The 18,645-nt window shown below is 68.8% G+C and carries 20 protein-coding genes; 11 read left to right on the top strand and 9 right to left on the bottom strand.

All coding sequences use genetic code 11. The features are described 5' to 3' along the window. Positions 1–14 precede the first annotated feature (14 nt). Positions 15–1,181: an FAD-binding oxidoreductase gene (locus tag ABTX24_RS13860; protein WP_350840343.1), complete on the top strand. Its 1,167-nt coding sequence runs from the start codon at positions 15–17 to the stop codon at positions 1,179–1,181. Positions 1,182–1,239: 58 nt separating this feature from the next. Here ABTX24_RS13860 and ABTX24_RS13855 read toward each other — a convergent pair whose 3' ends face one another. Then, a complete protein-coding gene (locus ABTX24_RS13855) occupies positions 1,240–1,914 on the bottom strand; it encodes a GntR family transcriptional regulator (RefSeq protein WP_160028400.1) in 675 nt (224 codons plus the stop codon). 79 nt (positions 1,915–1,993) lie between these two features. Beyond that, positions 1,994–3,289 (bottom strand): anthranilate synthase component I family protein, encoded by a 1,296-nt coding sequence (locus ABTX24_RS13850; RefSeq protein ID WP_350840341.1) that lies wholly within the window; start codon positions 3,287–3,289, stop codon positions 1,994–1,996. 62 nt (positions 3,290–3,351) lie between these two features. On the opposite strand from ABTX24_RS13850, the gene ABTX24_RS13845 reads away from it, so the two are divergent. The 3 genes from ABTX24_RS13845 (at position 3,352) to ABTX24_RS13835 (ending at position 8,120) form a co-directional block, all read left to right on the top strand. Beyond that, complete coding sequence (locus ABTX24_RS13845; RefSeq protein ID WP_160028402.1) at positions 3,352–3,882, top strand: RidA family protein; 531 nt, start codon at positions 3,352–3,354, stop codon at positions 3,880–3,882. Between the two features lie 130 nt (positions 3,883–4,012). After that, complete coding sequence (locus tag ABTX24_RS13840) at positions 4,013–5,785, top strand: BCCT family transporter (RefSeq protein WP_160028404.1); 1,773 nt, start codon at positions 4,013–4,015, stop codon at positions 5,783–5,785. A gap of 67 nt (positions 5,786–5,852) precedes the next feature. Next, positions 5,853–8,120, top strand: a complete 2,268-nt coding sequence (locus tag ABTX24_RS13835) for an FdhF/YdeP family oxidoreductase (protein ID WP_502891084.1) — start codon at positions 5,853–5,855, stop codon at positions 8,118–8,120. Between the two features lie 37 nt (positions 8,121–8,157). Here ABTX24_RS13835 and ABTX24_RS13830 read toward each other — a convergent pair whose 3' ends face one another. After that, positions 8,158–9,657 (bottom strand): MFS transporter, encoded by a 1,500-nt coding sequence (locus ABTX24_RS13830; protein WP_350840337.1) that lies wholly within the window; start codon positions 9,655–9,657, stop codon positions 8,158–8,160. A 178-nt stretch (positions 9,658–9,835) separates the two neighbouring features. On the opposite strand from ABTX24_RS13830, the gene ABTX24_RS13825 reads away from it, so the two are divergent. Further along, on the top strand, positions 9,836–10,081 hold the full coding sequence (locus ABTX24_RS13825) for a hypothetical protein (protein WP_350712825.1): 246 nt from the start codon (positions 9,836–9,838) through the stop codon (positions 10,079–10,081). A 16-nt stretch (positions 10,082–10,097) separates the two neighbouring features. Here the strand turns inward: ABTX24_RS13825 and ABTX24_RS13820 are convergent, their stop codons facing one another. Next, positions 10,098–11,378 (bottom strand): cation:proton antiporter, encoded by a 1,281-nt coding sequence (locus ABTX24_RS13820; RefSeq protein ID WP_350840335.1) that lies wholly within the window; start codon positions 11,376–11,378, stop codon positions 10,098–10,100. Between the two features lie 124 nt (positions 11,379–11,502). On the opposite strand from ABTX24_RS13820, the gene ABTX24_RS13815 reads away from it, so the two are divergent. Together ABTX24_RS13815 and ABTX24_RS13810 are read left to right on the top strand one after the other, a co-directional pair. Beyond that, positions 11,503–11,901, top strand: coding sequence for a DUF5709 domain-containing protein (locus ABTX24_RS13815; RefSeq protein WP_350712823.1), 399 nt, complete (start codon positions 11,503–11,505; stop codon positions 11,899–11,901). Positions 11,902–11,970: 69 nt separating this feature from the next. Next, positions 11,971–12,525: a hemerythrin domain-containing protein gene (locus ABTX24_RS13810; protein WP_160028416.1), complete on the top strand. Its 555-nt coding sequence runs from the start codon at positions 11,971–11,973 to the stop codon at positions 12,523–12,525. 19 nt (positions 12,526–12,544) lie between these two features. On the opposite strand, the gene ABTX24_RS13805 is transcribed toward ABTX24_RS13810, so the two are convergent. The 4 genes from ABTX24_RS13805 to ABTX24_RS13790 form a co-directional block, all read right to left on the bottom strand. Then, on the bottom strand, positions 12,545–13,066 hold the full coding sequence (locus ABTX24_RS13805) for a PaaI family thioesterase (protein WP_350840333.1): 522 nt from the start codon (positions 13,064–13,066) through the stop codon (positions 12,545–12,547). A gap of 6 nt (positions 13,067–13,072) precedes the next feature. Continuing rightward, positions 13,073–14,239, bottom strand: a complete 1,167-nt coding sequence (locus ABTX24_RS13800; protein ID WP_350840331.1) for an acetyl-CoA C-acyltransferase — start codon at positions 14,237–14,239, stop codon at positions 13,073–13,075. A 64-nt stretch (positions 14,240–14,303) separates the two neighbouring features. Continuing rightward, positions 14,304–15,098, bottom strand: a complete 795-nt coding sequence (locus tag ABTX24_RS13795) for a thioesterase family protein (protein WP_350840329.1) — start codon at positions 15,096–15,098, stop codon at positions 14,304–14,306. A gap of 20 nt (positions 15,099–15,118) precedes the next feature. Further along, a complete protein-coding gene (locus ABTX24_RS13790; protein WP_350840327.1) occupies positions 15,119–15,814 on the bottom strand; it encodes an SDR family oxidoreductase in 696 nt (231 codons plus the stop codon). 99 nt (positions 15,815–15,913) lie between these two features. Between ABTX24_RS13790 and ABTX24_RS13785 the strand changes: the two genes are divergently transcribed. Further along, positions 15,914–16,348: a winged helix-turn-helix transcriptional regulator gene (locus ABTX24_RS13785; RefSeq protein ID WP_350840325.1), complete on the top strand. Its 435-nt coding sequence runs from the start codon at positions 15,914–15,916 to the stop codon at positions 16,346–16,348. A 25-nt stretch (positions 16,349–16,373) separates the two neighbouring features. Here ABTX24_RS13785 and ABTX24_RS13780 read toward each other — a convergent pair whose 3' ends face one another. Then, entirely contained in the window at positions 16,374–16,835 is a 462-nt protein-coding gene (locus ABTX24_RS13780) for a DUF3817 domain-containing protein (protein ID WP_350840323.1), read from the bottom strand. Between the two features lie 65 nt (positions 16,836–16,900). Between ABTX24_RS13780 and ABTX24_RS13775 the strand changes: the two genes are divergently transcribed. The 3 genes from ABTX24_RS13775 to ABTX24_RS13765 all read left to right on the top strand — a co-directional run bounded on the left by ABTX24_RS13775 (position 16,901) and on the right by ABTX24_RS13765 (position 18,630). Then, positions 16,901–17,455, top strand: coding sequence for a Dps family protein (locus ABTX24_RS13775; RefSeq protein WP_160028430.1), 555 nt, complete (start codon positions 16,901–16,903; stop codon positions 17,453–17,455). A gap of 10 nt (positions 17,456–17,465) precedes the next feature. Next, on the top strand, positions 17,466–17,861 hold the full coding sequence (locus tag ABTX24_RS13770) for a hypothetical protein (RefSeq protein WP_350840321.1): 396 nt from the start codon (positions 17,466–17,468) through the stop codon (positions 17,859–17,861). Between the two features lie 94 nt (positions 17,862–17,955). Beyond that, the gene (locus ABTX24_RS13765; RefSeq protein ID WP_350840320.1) at positions 17,956–18,630 is read left to right on the top strand and encodes a DUF6766 family protein; all 675 of its coding nucleotides are present in this window, start codon (positions 17,956–17,958) and stop codon (positions 18,628–18,630) included. Positions 18,631–18,645: the final 15 nt, after the last annotated feature.

Below are 18,645 nucleotides of genomic sequence, written 5' to 3'. Positions count from 1 at the left end.
GACCGGGAGCAGAGATGAGCATCATGGAGACCGACATCCCCAAGGTGTCGGAGCCCAACTCGTTCGGGCTGCAGAACGGCCGCCCGGCGCCCGTACGCAGCAAGCGGATGCTGGAGCCCTGCTGGGCCGAGAGCGACGTGATGGACCTGGTGTGCAGCCAGGTTCTGGCGGTCACCCATGACGTGAAGACCTTCGTCTTCACGACCCCCGAGCGACGTCCCTTCGACTTCGAGGCGGGCCAGTTCATCACCATCCGGGTCGAGATCGACGGCGAGCTGATGACTCGTTGCTACACGATCGCCTCGCCGCCGACCCGGCCGGACCGGCTGGCCATCACGGTCAAGCGGGTCGCCGACGGCGTGGTCTCGAACTGGCTCCACGACAACCTCGAGCCCGGGGCATGGATCTCGATGCACGCTCCGGCAGGAGCGTTCGTCCTGCCGGAGGAGGACGCGCCGAAGTACCTCTTCCTCTCGGCCGGCAGCGGCATCACCCCCGTGCTGTCGATGACGAGGACGCTGTACGACCTCGGCTCCGAGGCGGACATCCTCTTCGTGCACAGCGCGCGTACGCCGGCGGACATCATCTACCGCGGCGAGCTCGAGGCGATGGCACGCCTGATGCCCAACCTGCGAGTGGTGGAGATCTGCGAGGGCGATGCCCCCACCGAGCGCTGGATGGGGCTGCAGGGACGCATCTCCAAGCCTGTCCTCGAGATCCTGGCCCCTGACCTCAACGAGCGCGAGACGTTCATCTGCGGTCCGGCGGGCTACATGGCGGCGGCCAAGTCGCTGCTCGAAGAGCTCGACTACGACATGGAGAAGTACCACGAGGAGAGCTTTGACTTCGGCGCTCCCGCGGTCCCTGCTCCGACGGCGGCACCTCCTGTCGAGCAGAATGCCGAGGAGGAGGCCGGAGCCGGGTTCTCGGTCGAGTTCGCGCGCAGCGGCCGGATGATCACCTGTGGCCCGGACGAGACCATCCTGGAGGCGGCGGTGGCGGCCGGCATGCGGCCGATGGCGGCCTGCGGTCAGGGCATGTGCGGGACCTGCAAGGTGTCGATGCTCTCCGGGGAGGTCGACATGCAGCACAACGGCGGCATCCGGCCCAAGGAGATCGCCAACCAGAAGGTGCTGATCTGCTGCTCGAAGCCGCTGGGTGACATCCAGCTGGACTGCTGAGGAGGCGTACGCAGCGCTGGCTGTCGGGTCGTCCCCGGCCCGACAGCCACCTGCGGCGTCAGAGAACCTGGCGGATCTCGCGCTCGAAGCTGCCGATGTGCTCGAGGGTGAGCTTCTCGGCGCGGTCGGCATCGCCGTCTGCGACCGCGTTGAGGAGCTGGGCCTGCTCGAGGACATGGTGGGCCAGGTCGGGCAGGCGATCGATCACCATCCACCAGATCCTGATGGCGAGGTTGTCGTACCTGATCAGGATGTCCTCGAGGTGGGCATTGCCGCTCGACTGGTAGATCAGGCCGTGCGCCGCCTTGTCGACGCGCATCAGCGCTGTGCGATCACCGTCGCCCAGCTTGCCCTTGCCGATCTGGGCCGCGAGGTCGCGCATCTGCTCACGTTGCTGTGGCGTCGCGCGTTCCGCGGCGGCGCGGGCGGCGTACGGGGCGAGCTGGCGCCGGATCTCGGCGATCGCACTGAGCTCGGTCGCGTCGATGGTCGTGGCGAAGGTGCCGCGGCGCGGAAAGGAGTGGACCAGGTGATCGGCCTCGAGCCGTTTGATCGCTTCCCGGACAGGCGTACGCCCCATGCCGATCGCTTCTGCGATCTGGCCGTCGTTGATCGGCGCGCCCGGGCGGATGTCGAGCATCACCAGACGCTCGCGGATGTACTGGTAGGCCTGATCGGCGAGCGAGGTGGCGGGGGGATTCGCCGTTGCCGCCAGAATCTCGTCAACTGTCATTGAGTTCTTGCCCCACTTGTCCGCTCCGGCTCGTCGGCATCAGATCCTCTGCCGCTTTTTACCATCTTAGTCTGATACATCAGTTACGTCGCAACGGCGTGCCGAACACCCGCAGGAGGCGTTCGGCCTTCCAGCCCGTTTCGGCGTACTCGTCCTGAGCCGTCGAATGGACGGTGATTCCGCCCCCTGTGCCGAGCTCCCAGGTCCCGTTGCCAGGGGTCGTGAGGCTTCTGATCACGACGCCGAGATCTGCCCGGCCATCAGGTGCGATCCATCCGAAGGCGCCGGAGTACACGCCGCGCGGGGTGGTCTCCACGCGGCGGATGATCTCCATGGTCCGCAGCTTCGGGGCGCCCGTCATCGAGCCGGCCGGAAAGAGGGAGCGCAGCGCCTCGATGCCGGTGACGTCGTCACGCAGCCGGCCGCGCACGGTCGTCACGAGCTGGTGCACCGAGGCGTAGGACTCGACCGCCATCAACGACGGAACCGTCACCGAGCCGGGCTCGCACACCATCGCCAGGTCGTTGCGGAGGAGGTCGACGATCATCAGGTTCTCGGCGCGGAACCTGGGGTTCGAGGCCAGGTCGCGGCGCAGCTCCTCGTCCTCGTCGGCGCACGTGCCACGAGGGGTGGTGCCCTTGATCGGCCGGGTCTCGATCCACCGGTTGCGGTCGATCGTGGCGTAGCGCTCGGGCGATGAGCTGAGCAGGCGGAACCCGTGATGCTGGATGAAGCCGGCGTACGGAGCCGGGTTGAGCTCGCGCAGACGCAGATATGCGACGGCCGGGTCGATGGCGTCCTGGACCTCGATCCGGTGCGTCAGATTCACCTCGTACGTGTTGCCGGCCCGCAGCTCCCGCTGCACCTCGTCGAAGGCTCGCGTGTAGGCGGTCGGGGCGGTGCCCACCGACTGCGGAGGCGGGAGCCGCACGGTGGGGCGCGCCGGGTGCGCGGGCGACTGGTCGACGACCGTCGTGTTGCGGGTGCGCATCCAGATCGCGTCAGGCATCGCGGGCCGGCCCGCGCGACGCGCCCTGGCCGGGAGGTCCGGACGACAGGCGTAGCCGAAGTAGCCGACCCAGATCTCGTCCGGGGGCGTGCGGGTGAGCTCGTCCCCGAGGACGGTGAAGATGTCCGTGCCGGCCAGGCCGGCCTCTCCGCCACGGTGTCGAAGCACCTCACCTCGCTCGGCGTCGTAGGTGAGGGAGATGTCGTCGTCGCGCAAGGCCCCGATGATCGACCGGGAGGTCTGCCCTGGCCCTGCGTCCAGCCAGAAGCAGCGGGGCTCGGCTTCCGCCATCTCGGCGAAGCGCTCCTCGGTGGTCATCTTCGCGGCCGGGTGGATGTCCACGACCCCCGGAGCAACGTCGTGCATGTGCGCCAGCTCTCTAAAACTCACACTAACGACAACTAGTATATCAGTGATAGGGTCAGCCTATGACGGATCGTTCGGGCCGGGTGCTGCGGCTGCTGAGCCCTCGGGGGTCGAGTGCGGCCGCGTCGGCGCAGGACGTGGTGCTGGCCGGGCTCGGCCTGTCCGCTCGTGAGACCGCACCCGCCGTGGCTCCTGTTCCGGCAGTGCGCGCGGGAAAGCTCGTCTTCACCTCGGGGCAGCTGCCCATGCGGGAGGGCGAGCTTCTCGCCACCGGCCGGGTCGGAGACGCTCTCGGTGTCGCCGACGGCCAGATCTGTGCGCAATGGTGCGTGCTCAACGCGCTCGCCGCGATCAAGTCTGAGATCGGTGATCTCGGGCAGGTGAAGCGGATCGTCAAGGTCGTCGTGTACGTCGCCTCCGGCACCCTCTTCGCCGACCAGGCTCTGGTCGCCAATGGTGCCTCGGAGCTTCTCGGCCGGGTGTTCGGCGATTCGGGGCGACACGCGCGCTCCGTCATCGGGGTCTCGGCTCTGCCCCTGGATGCGCCGGTGGAGGTCGAGCTCGTCGTCGAGATCGACCCTTGCCTTGTGTGATGCATCACATATAAGGTAACTAGTATATCAGCGTCTGGCCGCGTAGCGCCCCACTGTCGTGCCGCCACCCGGAGCCTTCATGGCACCGACAGATGCTGCTCATCCCAAGAGCTCTTGATCGGAGTGCGTCATGAGATCATCTGCACGTAGCGGCGACCTTTCCCCGGTATCGCCGCGTCACAAATCGGTCGGCCAGAACGGAAGCCCGACCCATCCGGCCCTCGACTGTCCCCCTGAGGAACTCGCCAAGGATGCCGGCGGTCTTGATCGCGTCGTCTTCGGGGTGACCGCGGTCATCGCGATCGCCTTCCTGGTCTGGGGATTCGTCAGCACGGAGTCGCTGGCGTCGGTCTCGGGGAAGTCGTTGTCCTGGGTGATGGCCAACCTGGGCTGGCTCTTCGTCACCGCGGCATCGACCTTCGTCGGCTTCGTACTGTGGCTCGCGTTCGGCAAGTTCGGGAACATCCCGCTCGGCCGCGACGGCGAGGAGCCGGAGTTCCGTACGGTCTCGTGGATCACGATGATGTTCAGTGCCGGCATGGGGATCGGCCTGATCTTCTACGGCGTCAGTGAGCCGATCAGCCACTACATCACACCTCCGCCGGGCTCTGTCGGCGATGGTGAGTCCGAGAAGATCCAGACGGCCATGGCCACCACCCTCTTCCACTGGGGGATCCACCCGTGGGCGATCTACGCCCTGGTCGGGCTCGCGATCGCGTACAGCGTCTTCCGGAAGGGCCGCGGCCTGCTCATCAGCTCGGTCTTCGAACCTCTCCTCGGGCGTCACGCGCACGGCGCCGGCGGGAAGGTCATCGACATGCTCGCGATCTTCGCGACGCTCTTCGGGTCGGCCGCATCGCTCGGCCTGGGCGCTCTTCAGATCCGCAGCGGACTCGAGATCGTCGGCGGGCTCGGTACGACGGGCAACGGCATCCTGGTCGCCATCATCGCCGTGCTCACGGTCGCGTTCGTCTTCTCGGCGGTCTCGGGTGTCGCCAAGGGGATCCAGTGGCTCTCGAACATCAACATGGTGCTCGCCGTCGGGCTCGCCCTGTTCGTCTTCCTGGTCGGTCCGACCGTGTTCATCCTCAGCCTGATCCCGACCACCGTCGGAAGCTACTTCCAGGAGGTCGCGATGATGTCGGCGCGTACCTCGGCCGAGGGATCCGAGACCGCCGCCTGGCTCTCGGGCTGGACCGTCTTCTACTGGGCCTGGTGGCTCTCGTGGACGCCGTTCGTCGGCATGTTCATCGCCCGGATCTCGCGTGGCCGCACCATTCGCCAGTTCGTGACCGGTGTGCTCCTCGTCCCCTCGCTGGTGAGCCTGGTCTGGTTCGCCGTCTTCGGCGGCGCGGCCATCGACCTGCAGCAGAAGGGCGTGGACATCGGCGGCGCGGGTGGTGTGGAGACCCAGCTGTTCACGACCCTCGAGTCGTTCCCGCTGGCCACCGTGGCGAGCGTGGTGGTCATGATCCTGGTCGCGCTCTTCTTCGTCTCGGGCGCGGACGCGGCATCGATCGTGATGGCCACGCTCTCGGAGCGCGGCTCCATCGAGCCGGGCAGGCCGACGGTGATCTTCTGGGGCGTCGCCACGGGTGCGGTTGCTGCGGTGATGCTCCTGGTCGGCGGCTCCGACGCGCTGAGCGGGCTGCAGACGATCACGATCGTCGCGGCGGTCCCGTTCGTGCTGGTCATGATCGCGTTGTGCGTGTCCCTGGTGAAGGATCTTCGGGAGGACCCGCTGGTCGTGCGTGCCCAGTACGCCTCCCGGGCCGTCGAGCAGGCTGTCGTCTACGGGGTCTCGGAGCACGGTGACGACTTCGTCATCAAGGTCTCCCGTGACCCCGATGCGCCCGCCGACGAATCGGCCGATGACGAGGACACCGAGCTGTCGGCCAGCTAGCTCGAGTCGCGAAGGGACGGTTGAGGTGAAACAAGACGCGAACGGCTCGTACGCCGTGGAAGAACCGGTGGACGCACTCAGCGTCACCGAGCCGAAGACCTGGGCCGCCGGTGTGCCGGCGGTGCGAAAGGCGATCGAGTACTCGCTGACGCAGACATCGGTGCGGCGTACAGCGTTGACCTTGTTGAACCTCAACCAGGCCGACGGGATGGACTGCCCGGGGTGTGCCTGGCCCGAGCCGGGTCACCGGCACCGGAACGAGTACTGCGAGAACGGTGCCAAGCACATCGCCGACGAGGCGACGTCGCGCCGGGTGACGCGCGAGTTCTTCGCGCGTCACCCGGTCTCGGAGCTGGACGGGAAGTCCGACTACTGGCTCAACCAGCAGGGCCGCCTGACCGAGCCGATGGTCAAGCGGCCAGGTGCGACGCACTATGAGCCGATCACCTGGGAGGACGCGTTCCACACCATCGCTCAGGAGCTCAACGGCCTGGACTCTCCCGACGAGGCGATGTTCTACGTCTCGGGCCGGCTCAACAACGAGGCCGCGTTCCTGCTCCAGCTCTTCGCCCGCGCGTTCGGCACCAACAACCTGCCCGACTGCTCGAACATGTGTCACGAGTCGAGCGGCTCAGCGCTCAACGAGACGCTGGGGATCGGCAAGGGCAGCGTCCAGCTCGACGACATCTACAACGCGGACCTGGTGTTCGTGGTCGGCCAGAACCCGGGCACGAACCATCCGCGGATGCTGTCCGCGCTGGAGGAGACCAAGCAGCGGGGCGGCAGGGTGATCGCGGTCAACACGCTGCCCGAGGCGGGACTGATGCGGTTCAAGAACCCGCAGAAGGCTCGCGGAGTAGTGGGCCGGGGCACCCAGATCGCGGATCAGTTCCTGCAGATCCGCCCGGGTGGTGACCTCGCGCTGTTCCAGATGCTCAACCGTCGTCTGCTCGAGACGGACCGGGCCGAGGGCGGCGGAGTGCTGGACTGGGAGTACATCGCGGAGTACACGACCGGGTTCTACGCCTTCGCCGAGCACGCCCGCACGATCACCTGGGAGGCTGCGCTCGAGGCCACCGGCTTGACCCGCGAGGAGATCGAGGCGGTCCACGAGCAGGTGCTGGCCAGCCGCTCGGTCATCGTCTGCTGGGCGATGGGACTGACCCAGCACAAGCACGGCGTGCCGACGATCCGCGAGGTGGTCAACTTCCTCATGCTGCGGGGCAACATCGGCAAGCCCGGGGCCGGGGTCTGCCCGGTCCGCGGTCACTCCAACGTGCAGGGCGACCGGACGATGGGCATCTGGGAGAAGATGCCCGACTCCTTCCTCGACGCGCTGGGCGCCGAGTTCAGGTTCGACCCACCGCGCAAGCACGGGTACGACTCGGTGGACGGCGTCCGGGCGATGCGCGACGGGAAGGCGAAGGTCTTCGTCGGTGTCGCCGGCAACTTCGTCCGAGCGATCTCGGACAGCGACGTCGCCGAGGCCGCGTTGAGGAACTGCCGCCTGACGGTCCAGGTCTCCACCAAGCTGAACCGCTCGCACACGGTGGTCGGCGAGACCGCGTTGATCCTGCCCACGCTTGGCCGCAGCGACATCGACGTCCAGGCCAGCGGTGAGCAGTTCGTCACCGTCGAGGACTCGATGAGCTCCGTGCACGCCACCCGCGGCAAGCTCCAGCCCGCCTCGGAGCACCTTCTCAGCGAGGTCGCGATCATCTCGCGCCTGGCCCAGGCCACGATCGGTGGCCGGTACGGCATCCGCTGGGCGGACTTCGAGGCGGACTACGGCCGGATCCGCGATCGGATCGCACGAGTGGTGCCGGGATTCGAGGACTTCAACCAGCGGATCAAGAATCCGACCGGGTTCGTTCTGCCGAACCCGGTCAACTCCGGTGTCTATCGCACGCCGAGCGGCAAGGCCGTCTTCACGCGCAACGACCTGACGTGGTTGGAGGCCCCGCCGGGTCATCTGATCCTGCAGACGCTTCGCTCGCACGATCAGTGGAACACCATCCCGTACGCCATGGACGACCGTTATCGCGGCATCCACAACGCTCGCCGCATCGTGATGGTCAACCCGGCCGACATCGCCGAGCTGGGTCTGGCCGACGGCGACCGTGTCGACATCGTCGGGGTCTGGGAGGACGGCGTCGAGCGGCGCGCCCCAGGGTTCACCCTGGTCGGCTATCCGGCGAGCCGGGGTTCGGCGGCTGCGTACTATCCGGAGACCAACGTGCTCGTGCCGCTCGACAGCGTTGCCGAGGGCAGCAACACCCCGACCTCGAAGGGCGTCGTGGTGCGCTTGGAGGTCGCCGGGCCGGCAGAGTCGTGAAAGGCCTTCTCGGTGCGGCGAACCTGCCGTCGTGGCGTCAGGGTGTCCTTCCGGCCGACGTCGGTGTCGCCGAGGTCGGCAGGGTGTGCATGTGTGCAGCGGCCGCGGCGCCCGAGTCGGCGATGGTGCCCTGGGCGACCCGGTGACGCCCCATGACCACGGCCATCACGACACCGGCGAGACTGAACGCCGCCATCACCCAGGACGCGGCGGCGAGGCCGGAGGACAGGGCATCGACACTGGACTGGCCCTCAGCGGTCCGGCTGGCGATGACGTTGCCGTAGATCGTCGCAGCGAGCGCCGTGGCCACGGCTGCGCCGACGTAGCGTGCCATGTTGGAGACACCCGAGGCGGCCCCCACCTGGGCCGCCGAGACGCACGCGGTCGACGCTGACGTCGCGGGCCCGTTGGACAGGCCCATCCCGATCGCTGCTGCGACGAGCGGCAGCACGAACGCGCCGTAGCCCCAGGAGCCCTCGACGAAGCCGATCCATCCGAAGCCGACCGCCGTGAGTGCGAACCCGGCTCCGACCACCGGGCGACCGCCGAACTTCGCCGCGACTTTTGGCACCAACGGCGCGACCGCGACGAGGCCGGCGGTGGCAGGAAGTGTGGCCAAGCCGGCCTGCAGCGAGCTGAGCCCGAGCGTGCTCGGGTCCTGGAAGTAGAGGCTCACCAGATACATCAGCGCGTTGATGGTGCCGGCGCCGATGAGGATGGCGATCGTGGACGCGACCAGCACCCTGTTGCGAAGCAGAGCCAGGTCGAGCATGGGGACGGCGACCCGCTTCTCCACCGCGACGAAGGCGAATCCCGACACCACGGACACGGCCAGGCACCCGAGCGTGGCCAACGACGTCCACCCCCAGTCGCTGCCTTCGCTCAGCGCCAGGATGATCGGGGTGAGGGTCGCGGCGACCAGCACGCTGCCACCGACGTCGATCGAGCGTGGCCGGTCCTCGTCGCGGGACTCGGTCACCATGCGTGCGGTCATCGCCATGCACACCGCCGCGACGCCGGCGTCGAGCCAGAACAGACCTTGCCAGCTCGTCAGGTCGACCAGGACACCACCGAGCAGCGGCCCGGCCGCAGCACCCACGCCTGCCGCCGCGCCCCAGAGCGAGACCGCCCGCAGCTTGCCCTCTTCAGGTGTGCCGACCGTGAGCAGGCTGAGGCCACAGGCCAGGATCGTCGCGCCGGATGCACCCTGGATGCACCGCCCGGCAATGACGGCTGCACCAGAGTCGGAGAGGGCGATCAGCACGCACGAAGCGATGAACAGCAGCAGACCGAGCTGGAAGATGCGCTTCCTGCCGAACACGTCGCCCAACGAGCCGGAGGTCACGATGGTCGCGGCACCCACCAGCGAGTAGCCCGTGACGGCCCACTGCAGCGTGGTGACATCCATGTCGGTATCGGCGCTGATGGCGGGGAGCAGGATGCTCACCGCCGACGTGTTGGCGTTGACCACCAGGGTCGACAGGCAGGTGACGAGGAGGACACCACCTGCTCGGCTTGCCACCTCGGTGCTGCTCATCGGTACCCCTCACCTTTGTCAGAACGACTGCGGGACAGCCATGCGTCGACCACAGGAACCACGGTGGCCGCCGCGGCGGGTCGTGTCCTCCTCCGGTAGGGATGATCCCGAGGCCAGCCCGCTCGCAGGCCTGACCCGTCTGCGGCATGTCCTCGCCCAGGGCGGGTACCGCGTGCAGATGACTGAGATGAACCAGGACGAAGCACGCGTACAGGCACTCCAAGGTGTGGTCGAACGGGTCAACGCATGGCAGGAGACCGCACCCGAGGGAACCATCCGGGAAGAGCTGGCCAAGGCGCTGCACGAGGCCGGGGTGACCCTCACCGAGGAGCAGCAGGAGCTCGTCACCGACCGGATCTCGCGTCAGGAGGAGGTCGACGTCGACCTGCTCGCCGCCGACAGCGGCGAAGGCGGCCCCGCCTGACGTACGCCCCTCGTGGTCATCCCCGGGCGGGATCGACGCGTGCCATCACCGGGGTGGCGAGGACTCCGTGGATCAGCACCGAGGCGACGACGGTGAAGGCGACCGTCGACCACAGCCAGTCCTGAGCCAGCGCCTCGTCCTGCCCGGCGGCGTAGGCGAGGTAGTAGACGGACCCGACCCCGCGGACACCGAAGAACGCCGTGGCCCACCGCTGGTGCCGGGTGAGAGGAGACGTACGCTGTCCTCGGCCCGGCCACGGCGCCAGGGCCAGGATCCCCGCGGCCGGACGGACCACCAGGATCAGCGCCAGCCCGATGGCGATCCCGCGCCAGTCGAGAGCCTCGAGCAGGCCTCGCGTGAGCGCGATCCCGAGAACGAGGAGTACGAAGAGGGTCAGCAGGCGCTCGAGCCGCTCGGCCACCTCGTGCATGGCCGCGTGATAGTCGTGCGAGCGCTCGGCCGAACGGAAGGCCATGGCGCAGACGAAGACGGAGAGGAAGCCGTAGCCGCCGAGAACCTCGCCGACGCCGTACGACGCGATCAGGGCCGCGAGGGCGAGCAGCGACTCCCCGCGTTCGGCCACGCGCAGGGACCGGCTGCTGGACCGGAACGCGACGTAGGCGAGGACCTTCCCCACCACCAGCCCGGCGAGCACGCCGATCACGATCTTGGCCACCAGGTAGAAGCCGACCCATTCCAGGGCCCAGTTCGAGACGGCTCCTTGGGTGGCGAGCAGGATCGCGACGTACACGAACGGGAAGGCGAGGCCGTCGTTCAGGCCCGCCTCCGAGGTGAGGGTGAACCGGAGCTCGTCGTGCTCGTCGACCTCGTGGTCACCGGTCTGCGGGCCGGCCACCTGGACGTCGGAGGCGAGCACCGGGTCGGTGGGCGCCAGCGCCGCGCCCAGGAGTATCGCCACGGCCGGTGTCAGTCCGGCGGCCCACCCGAGAACCGCGATGGCGGCGATGGTGATCGGCATCCCGACCGCCAGCAGCCGCCAGGTGGACGACCACCGGCCCCAGGTCCGCGGATCGCGGAGCTCGAGCGGCCGGTCGAGCGCCAGGCCGACGCCCATCAGCGCCACGATGATGACCAGCTCGGTGGCGTGCTCGATCGCGGCCCGGTTGGCCTGCGGGTCCAGCGGCAGACCATCGGGGAGCGGCGTGAGCCCGATCAGCATCCCGACCCCGACCAGCACCATCGGAGCCGAGATCGCCCACCGGTTGAGGAGGTCGGGAAGCACGATGGCCAGCAGCAGGCTGGCGCCGATCACCACGTAGGCAAGGTCGGCAGTCATAGCTACGTCGCCCCGATTCGTCGCATTGCAGGTCCAGCACGGCCAGCCTCCCCGAACCAGGTTACGTACGAACCAACCGACTCGCGGAGCATGCGAGGTCGCGTCGGGGGTTACCGGTCGAGTCATGAGTGAAGAGCAGCTTCAGCCGGAGGACACCCTCGACGACCGCGGTGTCGACGATGTCCTGGACGAGGGCTATTCGCCGCCCGAGCGGCCGCGGGGTGTCACCGCCAAGGGTGTGACGCCGCGGGAGGAGATCGAGGGCGAGACCATCGACGAACGGCGCGCTCAGGAGGAGCCGGAGGTCTGGGAGGAGGCCGAGGCGGAGGCTGACGCCGACATCTTGGACGGTCCGGTGACCGGCGAGGTGGGCGAGGCCCGTTCCGGTCGGCTCACCAGCCCCGACGAGGGCGTGCGGGAGGACGACGAGGGGAAGCTCATCGGACACGACGAGGGCATCGACGGTGCCGGCGCCTCCGCCGAGGAAGCGGCCGTGCACATCGTCGACGAGCCGCCTGACTGAGGCTGATTCTGCGCGTTCGGGGGTACCGGTGAGCGGCCGGATCCCTTTTCAGTGCAGAGGAGAGCTGCCGTGTCCGAAGACGTGACCGACCTGATCATGCAGGACCACCGTGAGGTGGAGAGCCTGTTCGAGAAGCTTCAGCGAGATCCGGAGGTACGAGCCGGGCTGACCCCGATCTTGGTGACGCTCCTGGCCGCACACAGCCGTGCCGAGGAGGCTGAGGTCTACCCGGTCGCCCGGGACGAGGCGGGGGAGGCCGAGGACGTCGCGCACAGTCAGGAGGAGCACCTGCTGGCGGACCGCCTCCTCGCCGAGCTCAGCGAGTGCGACCCCTTTTCAGCGGAGTACGGCGACAAGCTGGCGGAGGTGGTCGAGGCGGTCAGCCACCACGTCGAGGAGGAGGAGAGCACCGTGCTGCCGGGCATTCGCGACCGTCTCGACGACGCCCGCCGTGCCGAGCTGGGCAAGGCGTTCCTGAAGAGCCGCCAGGAGCACCTCGGTGACATGCCCCAGGACATCACCCGTGATGAGCTGCGCCGCCAGGCCGCCAACGCCGACATCCCCGTCGGGGACAAGGGCAAGGAGGACCTGCGGCGTACGCTCGATCAGCACGCCGACAGCTGACGCGCAACCGCCGAAGCCGTCAGCTCCCCGCCATGATGAGGCAGGTCGCGACCGCGTGACCGATGACGCGGCCCGTCGTGTCGGTGATCTCGGCTTCGGCGGTCGCGGCGCGGCGTCCGATCGTCACGACGCGTCCCACGCAGGTGAGCGTGCCGCTGTCCAGCGTGGCCGCGCGGGTGAACTTGATGGTCAGGTCGAGGGACGTGTAACCGGTGCCGGCCTTCAGCTTGGTGTGGACCGCACACCCGAGAGCCGAGTCCGCGAGGGTCGCCAGGATGCCGCCGTGCACGGTGCCGATCGGGTTGTAGTGCCACTCCTCGGGGGTGAGCTCGAAGACGGCCCGGCCGTCGCTGACCTCGACCAGAGTCATGCCGAGGGTCGCGTTGATCGGTGGCGGCGGGAGCTCGCTGTCGCCCAGCTGCTTGAAGAAGTCGAGCCCGTCGAGCTCCCGGGCGGCGGTGGCGAAGAGCTGCGGGTCGGCCCATGAGTAGGTGCGTTCGCGCACCACTCGGGACTGCTCGGAGGTCGTGTCCTGGGTCATGGCGCCTCAGATCCGCTCGATGATCGTGGCGTTCGCCAGGCCGCCGGCCTCGCACATGACCTGCAGGCCGTAGCGGCCGCCGGTCTGCTCGAGGTTGTTCAGCAGCGTGGTCATCAGCCGGGCGCCGGAGCCGCCCAGCGGGTGCCCGATGGCGATGGCGCCACCGTTGATGTTGACCTTGGCGAGGTCGGCACCGGTCTCCTTCTGCCAGGCGAGTACGACGGAGGCGAAGGCCTCGTTGACCTCGAAGGCGTCGATGTCGTCGATGGAGAGCCCGGCGCGGGCGAGCACCTTCTGGGTCGCGGGGATGATGCCGGTGAGCATGAAGATCGGGTCGTCGCCGGCGACCGCGAAGGAGTGGACCCGTGCTCTCGGGGTCAGGCCGAGGCGCGCGGCGGCCTCCGCGGATGCGACCAGGAGTGCAGCCGACCCGTCGTTGATGGGGGAGCTGTTGCCGGCCGTGACGCGCCAGTCGATGTCGGGGAACCTGGCCACGGAGCTCTCGTCCTTGAAGGCCAGGCGAAGGCCTGCGAGCGACTCGGCCGTGGAGGACGGCCGGATCGTCTCGTCCACGCGCAGGTCGTTCACGTAGGTGACCTGCGAGTCGAAATGACCGTTCTTCCATGCCGTCGCGGCCCGCTGGTGCGACTCGGCCGCGAACTCGTCCAGCTCGGTGCGGGAGAGGTCCCACTTGTTGGCGATCAGCTCGGCCGAGATGCCCTGGAGGACGAGGCCGCCGTCGTAGCGGGCGTTCACCTTGCTGCCGTAGAAGTCCTTGCCCAGGAACTGCGACCCCATCGGGACGCGGCTCATCGACTCCACGCCGGAGGCGATGGCCACGTCGTACGCCCCGGCGATGACGCCCTGTGCGGCGAAGTGGAGCGCCTGCTGCGAGCTGCCGCACTGCCGGTCGACCGTGACGCCGGGGACCGACTCCGGGAACCCGGCGCCGAGCAGGGCCCAGCGGGCGGTGTTGCCCGACTGCTCGCCGACCTGTCCGACCGCGCCGCTGATCACGTCGTCGACGACGGCCGGGTCGATGCCGGTGCGTTCGACGAGCGCGGCGAGCGTGTGCGCATGGAGGTCGACCGCGTGGATCTCGGAGTAGGCGCCGCCGGGCTTGCCCTTGGCGACGGGCGTACGGACGGCGTCGACGATCACAGTGTTCGGCATGGTGGTCTTCTTTCGTGTTCGAGTGGTCGGTTGAGGGAGTCCTGGGGTGGTGCGTGGACGATGGTCAGCGAGGCGCGACCATCAGCGGTTGCGCGACCGTGGCGAAGGTGCCGTGCTCGTCGGCCATGTCGCCGTGTGCCTGCCCGATGCCGTCGGGGCCGATGGTGCTGCGGGCGTCGAGCAGCATCCACTCGCTCGTGGGCGGTCGCTCGATGGTGACGGTCACGGTCGGCGGGATGAAGTACCACTCGCTCATCGGCAGCGAGCCGGACAGGCCGTTGGTGGAGTCGGCCAGGGTGAGGAGGCGCTGCACCGGCGAGGCCTGCTCGCCGGCGACCAGCGGGACACGCAGGCGCGCCCACACGGCCGCCGGGCCGGGTTCGTAACCCCCGCTGATGAACCGCCAGTCGATGGCGCGGCCGTAGCCCCAGTCCGGGCTGACTCCGTCGAAGAAGCGCTCGAAGGAGGCCGGCGGGATCTCGGGGACCTTCTCCTCCGGGCGCCAGTGCTCGCGGGTCGAGCCCGGTGTGGCCCGGATCAGCCAGGCGCTCGCCTTGACGGCGAGCCGGTCACCGGCCCACAGCGAGGCCTCGATCAGCTCGACCCGACGGCCCGGCCGGACCGCCTGCGCCTCGACGCGCATGGTCCCCTGAGGAATGCCGCCGAGCATGTCGGCCGTGAAGCGGGCGATGGACAGGGCCGGGGCGGAGCGTACGGACTCGATCGCCCGGGCCAGCAGGGCAGCCGGAGGACCGCCGTGCTGCAACGAGTGGTCCCAGGGGCTTGCCGTCGCCGGGGTCGACTCGAACGTTCCGTCCTCGTCGGTCGGCAGGTAGAAGGCGTCGAACTCGAGGGTCATCAGCGTCTCCTGGGTGTAGGTCAGCGGGCCAGCTGCGGGTAGAGCGCCTCGATCGGCTGGGCGAGACCGGCCTTGACGTCGGCGCTCACCTGGTCGGCGAGGATCTCGTACGCATCGGCCTCGAGGCCGTCGTAGGCACTGCGGACCACGTCGGCCGGATCGTTCTTCGGGTCGGTGATGCCGGCCGTCATCGGGGTGTCGGTGTAGCCCAGGTGCAGCGAGGCGACGTGGATGCCGTCGCCCGCCAGCGCGAGGCGCTGGGTGTTGGTCGCCGACCACAGCGCGGCCTTGGTGGCGCTGTAGGCGTCGCCGACGCCGTACCAGCTCAGGACCGACAGCACGTTGAGCACGACGCCCTTGCTCGCGCGCAGCGACGGCAGGAAGGTGTTCGTGACGTCGAGCGCTCCCCAGAAGTTCGTCTCGAAGAGGTCGCGGGCGGCGCTCAGGTCACCGGTCACGCTGGCGCCGTTGGAGCCGCCGGCGTTGTTGATGACGACCGTGGTGTCTCCGGCCGCCGCGGCCGCCTCGGCGACCGAGTCGTGGTCGGTCACGTCGAGCCGCAGCGGCACGATGCGCGGGTCGTTCCACTCGCGGGGCTTACGGGCCGCGGCGTAGACCTTGGCGGCGCCGCGCTCCAGCGCCTGGTTGACGAAGTGGGTGCCGAGTCCGCCGTTCGCTCCGGTCACCAGGACGACCGCGTTCGCGAGAGTGGGCATGTGGTTCTCCTGTTCGAGGCGCGAGCGCCGCTACGTACGAGTTGGTTTTTCCAACGTACTCGGGTTGGTTTGGTTTTCCAACTCGATTAGGATCGAACCATGATGACGCAGGTACGTGAGTGCTCGGTGGCGCGGACGCTCGAGCTCGTCGGCTCCAAATGGACCCTGCTCGTCGTTCGCGAGCTGTTTCTCGGAAGCCACCGGTTCGAGGAGATCGCCCGGTTCACGGGCGGCCCGCGCGACATCCTCACCGACCGTCTACGCAGGCTCGAGGCGCACGGACTGGTGACGCGGGTGCAGTACGAGCAGCGTCCGCCGAGGTTCGAATACCACCTGACCGACCTCGGGCGGTCGCTCGCGCCGATCATCGCCACGATGCGCGAGTTCGGCGATCGTCACCTCGCCGGGGACGACGGCCCGCCGGCCAGGTTCGAGCACTCCTGTGGGTCGGAGTTTCACCCCGTGCTGGCCTGCAAGGCCTGCGGGGAGGTCGTACGCCGCGGCGAGGTCGAGGTCGTAGAAGCCGCGTCGTGATCGGGCCGCGCGCTGCGGCCGGGGCTCAGCCGACCGGCGGCCCGGCGACGAGCGCGACCACGGTCAGCGCGGCGACGCTCGCGAGGCCGGCGGCCACGCCGCGCACCGGGTTGCGGAGGAGCCACGCGAGCGGACGCTCCAGCGGGCGGGCGGGGGACTCGTCGATCAGCCGCCACGTCGGGGCGAGCAGGCCTCGGCGCTCGGCGTAGCGCTCGAACCAGAGGGTGAGGAGCGGCGGGATCGAGGATGCGAGCCCGGCGAGGAGCCGGCCGAACGACCAGCGCTGGTCGACCGCGACCGCGACGGTGGTCACGCAGTAGCTGATGAAGACGATCCCGTGCAGCATCCCGAAGATGCTGACTCCCAGCTCGGTCGTCTCGGTGACGTACTTCAGGAACATGCCGCACAGCAGCCCGGTCCAGGTCACCGCCTCGGCAGTGGCGACGATCCGGAAGACGCGAGACGGTGAGCTGAGAAGTGCGGGCACGCGGCCAAGTTTATTCGCACCCGTGTACTGGTATGAATCGGGCGGCTATGGGTACCGATCGCGGCATGACGACCGACAAGCTGCACTACACGATCCCGGGCCTCGACGAGGATGCTGCGCGGACGACCATCGGCCTTCTCCAGTCGCGCCTCCACGCCGCCAACGACCTCCAGCTCACCCTCAAGCACGTGCACTGGAACGTCGTGGGCCCCCACTTCATCGCGGTCCACCAGATGATCGACCCGCAGGTCGACGCGGTACGCGCGATGGCCGATGCGCTCGCCGAGCGCATCGCGACCCTGGGCGGTGCCCCGCGAGGCACCCCGGGCGCGCTGGTCGAGGAGCGGGAGTGGAACGACTACAGCATCGGCCGGGCCACCACCCAGGAGCACCTCGCCGCGCTCGACGTCACCTATCAGGGCGTGATCTCCTCCTACCGTGAGGCGATCAAGACCCTCGACGACATCGACCTGGTCACCCAGGACATCCTGATCGGCCAGGTCGAGCAGCTCGAGCTCTTCCACTGGTTCGTACGCGCCCACCTGGAGGACCAGGGCGGTCAGCTGCAGACCAGCGGCGAGGCCACGGAGGCGGGAGCGGCACGAGCCGCCCACGACTGAGGAATCCCGCATGCGGTGGTGGTTGACGGCGTTGGCGCTGCTCCTTCCGATGATCCTCACCGGATGCGGCTCGGGACAGGACGAGGCGGTGCGTGACAGCGCCGCGGCCTTCCAGGACGCGGTCGCCGCCCAGAACTGGGGCGAGGCGTGCGCGCTGCTGGCTCCGGAGACGCGATCGGAGCTGGAGTCCGCCGCCAAGAAGCCGTGCGAGGGCGCGCTGGCCGAGGAGGAGCTCCCCGCTCCGGGCGCCCTCGACGGTGTGGACGTCTTCGGGACGATGGCCGAGGTGCGGTATCAGGGCGAGACCGTGTTCCTGACCCGGTTCGCCGACGGCTGGCGGATGTTCGCGGCCGGCTGTACGCCCCAGCCTCCCAAGCCCTACGACTGCGCCCTGCACGGAGGCTGAGATGCGCGTCATGTACGTCGCCTACCTGGCGGTCATCGGGATCGGGCTGCTCTACACGTTCGTCCTCGCGCTGAGGCACGGGTGAGGAGCACGGATGCGCCGGTTCCTCAAGGAGAACTCGCTCAGCCTCGGCTTCGGGGCGCTCTTCCTGGCCAGTCTCGCCGGCCAGGCCGTCGCCGGGTGGCACCAGCTCAACGACGAGCTGTTCGCCGACGGCCTCCACCAGCTCTCGCTGGGCCGGTATCTCACCTCGGCGAGCTTCGCCGTGGACGTGACCGAGAACTGGCAGAGCGAGTACCTCCAGTTCCTGCTCTACGTCATGCTCACGGTCTGGCTGGTGCAGCGAGGCTCCCCGGAGTCCAAGCCGCTGAAGGACGCCGGCAAGGAGTCCGACGAGGCGCAGAAGGTCGGTGCGTACGCCCGTCCTGACTCGCCGAGGCTGGCCCGGGCCGGCGGCTGGCGGACCGCGCTCTACTCGCGGTCCCTCGGCATCACGATGGGGGCCATCTTCCTGCTGTCCTGGCTGGTCCAGTCGGTGGCGGGCTGGGCTGCGTACAACGAGACCAGGCTGCGTCAGCTGCGCGACCCGATCTCGTGGGCGTCCTACCTGACGCACTCCGACTTCTGGGCGCGCACCCTGCAGAACTGGCAGTCGGAGTTCCTGGCGGTCGGCTCCATGGCGGTCCTCTCGATCTACCTCAGGCAACGCGGATCCCCGGAGAGCAAGCCGGTGGGTGCCTCTCACGAGGCCACCGGGATCGAGGGCTGAGCGGGGGCCGTACGT

It is taken from the genome of Nocardioides sp. NPDC127514, from assembly GCF_040302125.1.
Classification (GTDB): domain Bacteria; phylum Actinomycetota; class Actinomycetes; order Propionibacteriales; family Nocardioidaceae; genus Nocardioides.
Note: the sequence above shows the minus strand (reverse complement) of the source record. Positions and strands in the feature narration are given on the sequence as shown.

Bases quoted from the DNA above. Each gene is read 5' to 3' on its own strand.
- ABTX24_RS13860 (WP_350840343.1), top strand. From the start codon at position 15: ATGAGCATCATGGAGACCGACATCCCCAAGGTGTCGGAGCCCAACTCG.
- ABTX24_RS13855 (WP_160028400.1), bottom strand. From the start codon at position 1,914: ATGACAGTTGACGAGATTCTGGCGGCAACGGCGAATCCCCCCGCCACC.
- ABTX24_RS13850 (WP_350840341.1), bottom strand. From the start codon at position 3,289: ATGCACGACGTTGCTCCGGGGGTCGTGGACATCCACCCGGCCGCGAAG.
- ABTX24_RS13845 (WP_160028402.1), top strand. From the start codon at position 3,352: ATGACGGATCGTTCGGGCCGGGTGCTGCGGCTGCTGAGCCCTCGGGGG.
- ABTX24_RS13840 (WP_160028404.1), top strand. From the start codon at position 4,013: ATGAGATCATCTGCACGTAGCGGCGACCTTTCCCCGGTATCGCCGCGT.
- ABTX24_RS13830 (WP_350840337.1), bottom strand. From the start codon at position 9,657: ATGAGCAGCACCGAGGTGGCAAGCCGAGCAGGTGGTGTCCTCCTCGTC.
- ABTX24_RS13825 (WP_350712825.1), top strand. From the start codon at position 9,836: ATGACTGAGATGAACCAGGACGAAGCACGCGTACAGGCACTCCAAGGT.
- ABTX24_RS13820 (WP_350840335.1), bottom strand. From the start codon at position 11,378: ATGACTGCCGACCTTGCCTACGTGGTGATCGGCGCCAGCCTGCTGCTG.
- ABTX24_RS13815 (WP_350712823.1), top strand. From the start codon at position 11,503: ATGAGTGAAGAGCAGCTTCAGCCGGAGGACACCCTCGACGACCGCGGT.
- ABTX24_RS13805 (WP_350840333.1), bottom strand. From the start codon at position 13,066: ATGACCCAGGACACGACCTCCGAGCAGTCCCGAGTGGTGCGCGAACGC.
- ABTX24_RS13800 (WP_350840331.1), bottom strand. From the start codon at position 14,239: ATGCCGAACACTGTGATCGTCGACGCCGTCCGTACGCCCGTCGCCAAG.
- ABTX24_RS13795 (WP_350840329.1), bottom strand. From the start codon at position 15,098: ATGACCCTCGAGTTCGACGCCTTCTACCTGCCGACCGACGAGGACGGA.
- ABTX24_RS13790 (WP_350840327.1), bottom strand. From the start codon at position 15,814: ATGCCCACTCTCGCGAACGCGGTCGTCCTGGTGACCGGAGCGAACGGC.
- ABTX24_RS13785 (WP_350840325.1), top strand. From the start codon at position 15,914: ATGATGACGCAGGTACGTGAGTGCTCGGTGGCGCGGACGCTCGAGCTC.
- ABTX24_RS13775 (WP_160028430.1), top strand. From the start codon at position 16,901: ATGACGACCGACAAGCTGCACTACACGATCCCGGGCCTCGACGAGGAT.
- ABTX24_RS13770 (WP_350840321.1), top strand. From the start codon at position 17,466: ATGCGGTGGTGGTTGACGGCGTTGGCGCTGCTCCTTCCGATGATCCTC.
- ABTX24_RS13765 (WP_350840320.1), top strand. From the start codon at position 17,956: ATGCGCCGGTTCCTCAAGGAGAACTCGCTCAGCCTCGGCTTCGGGGCG.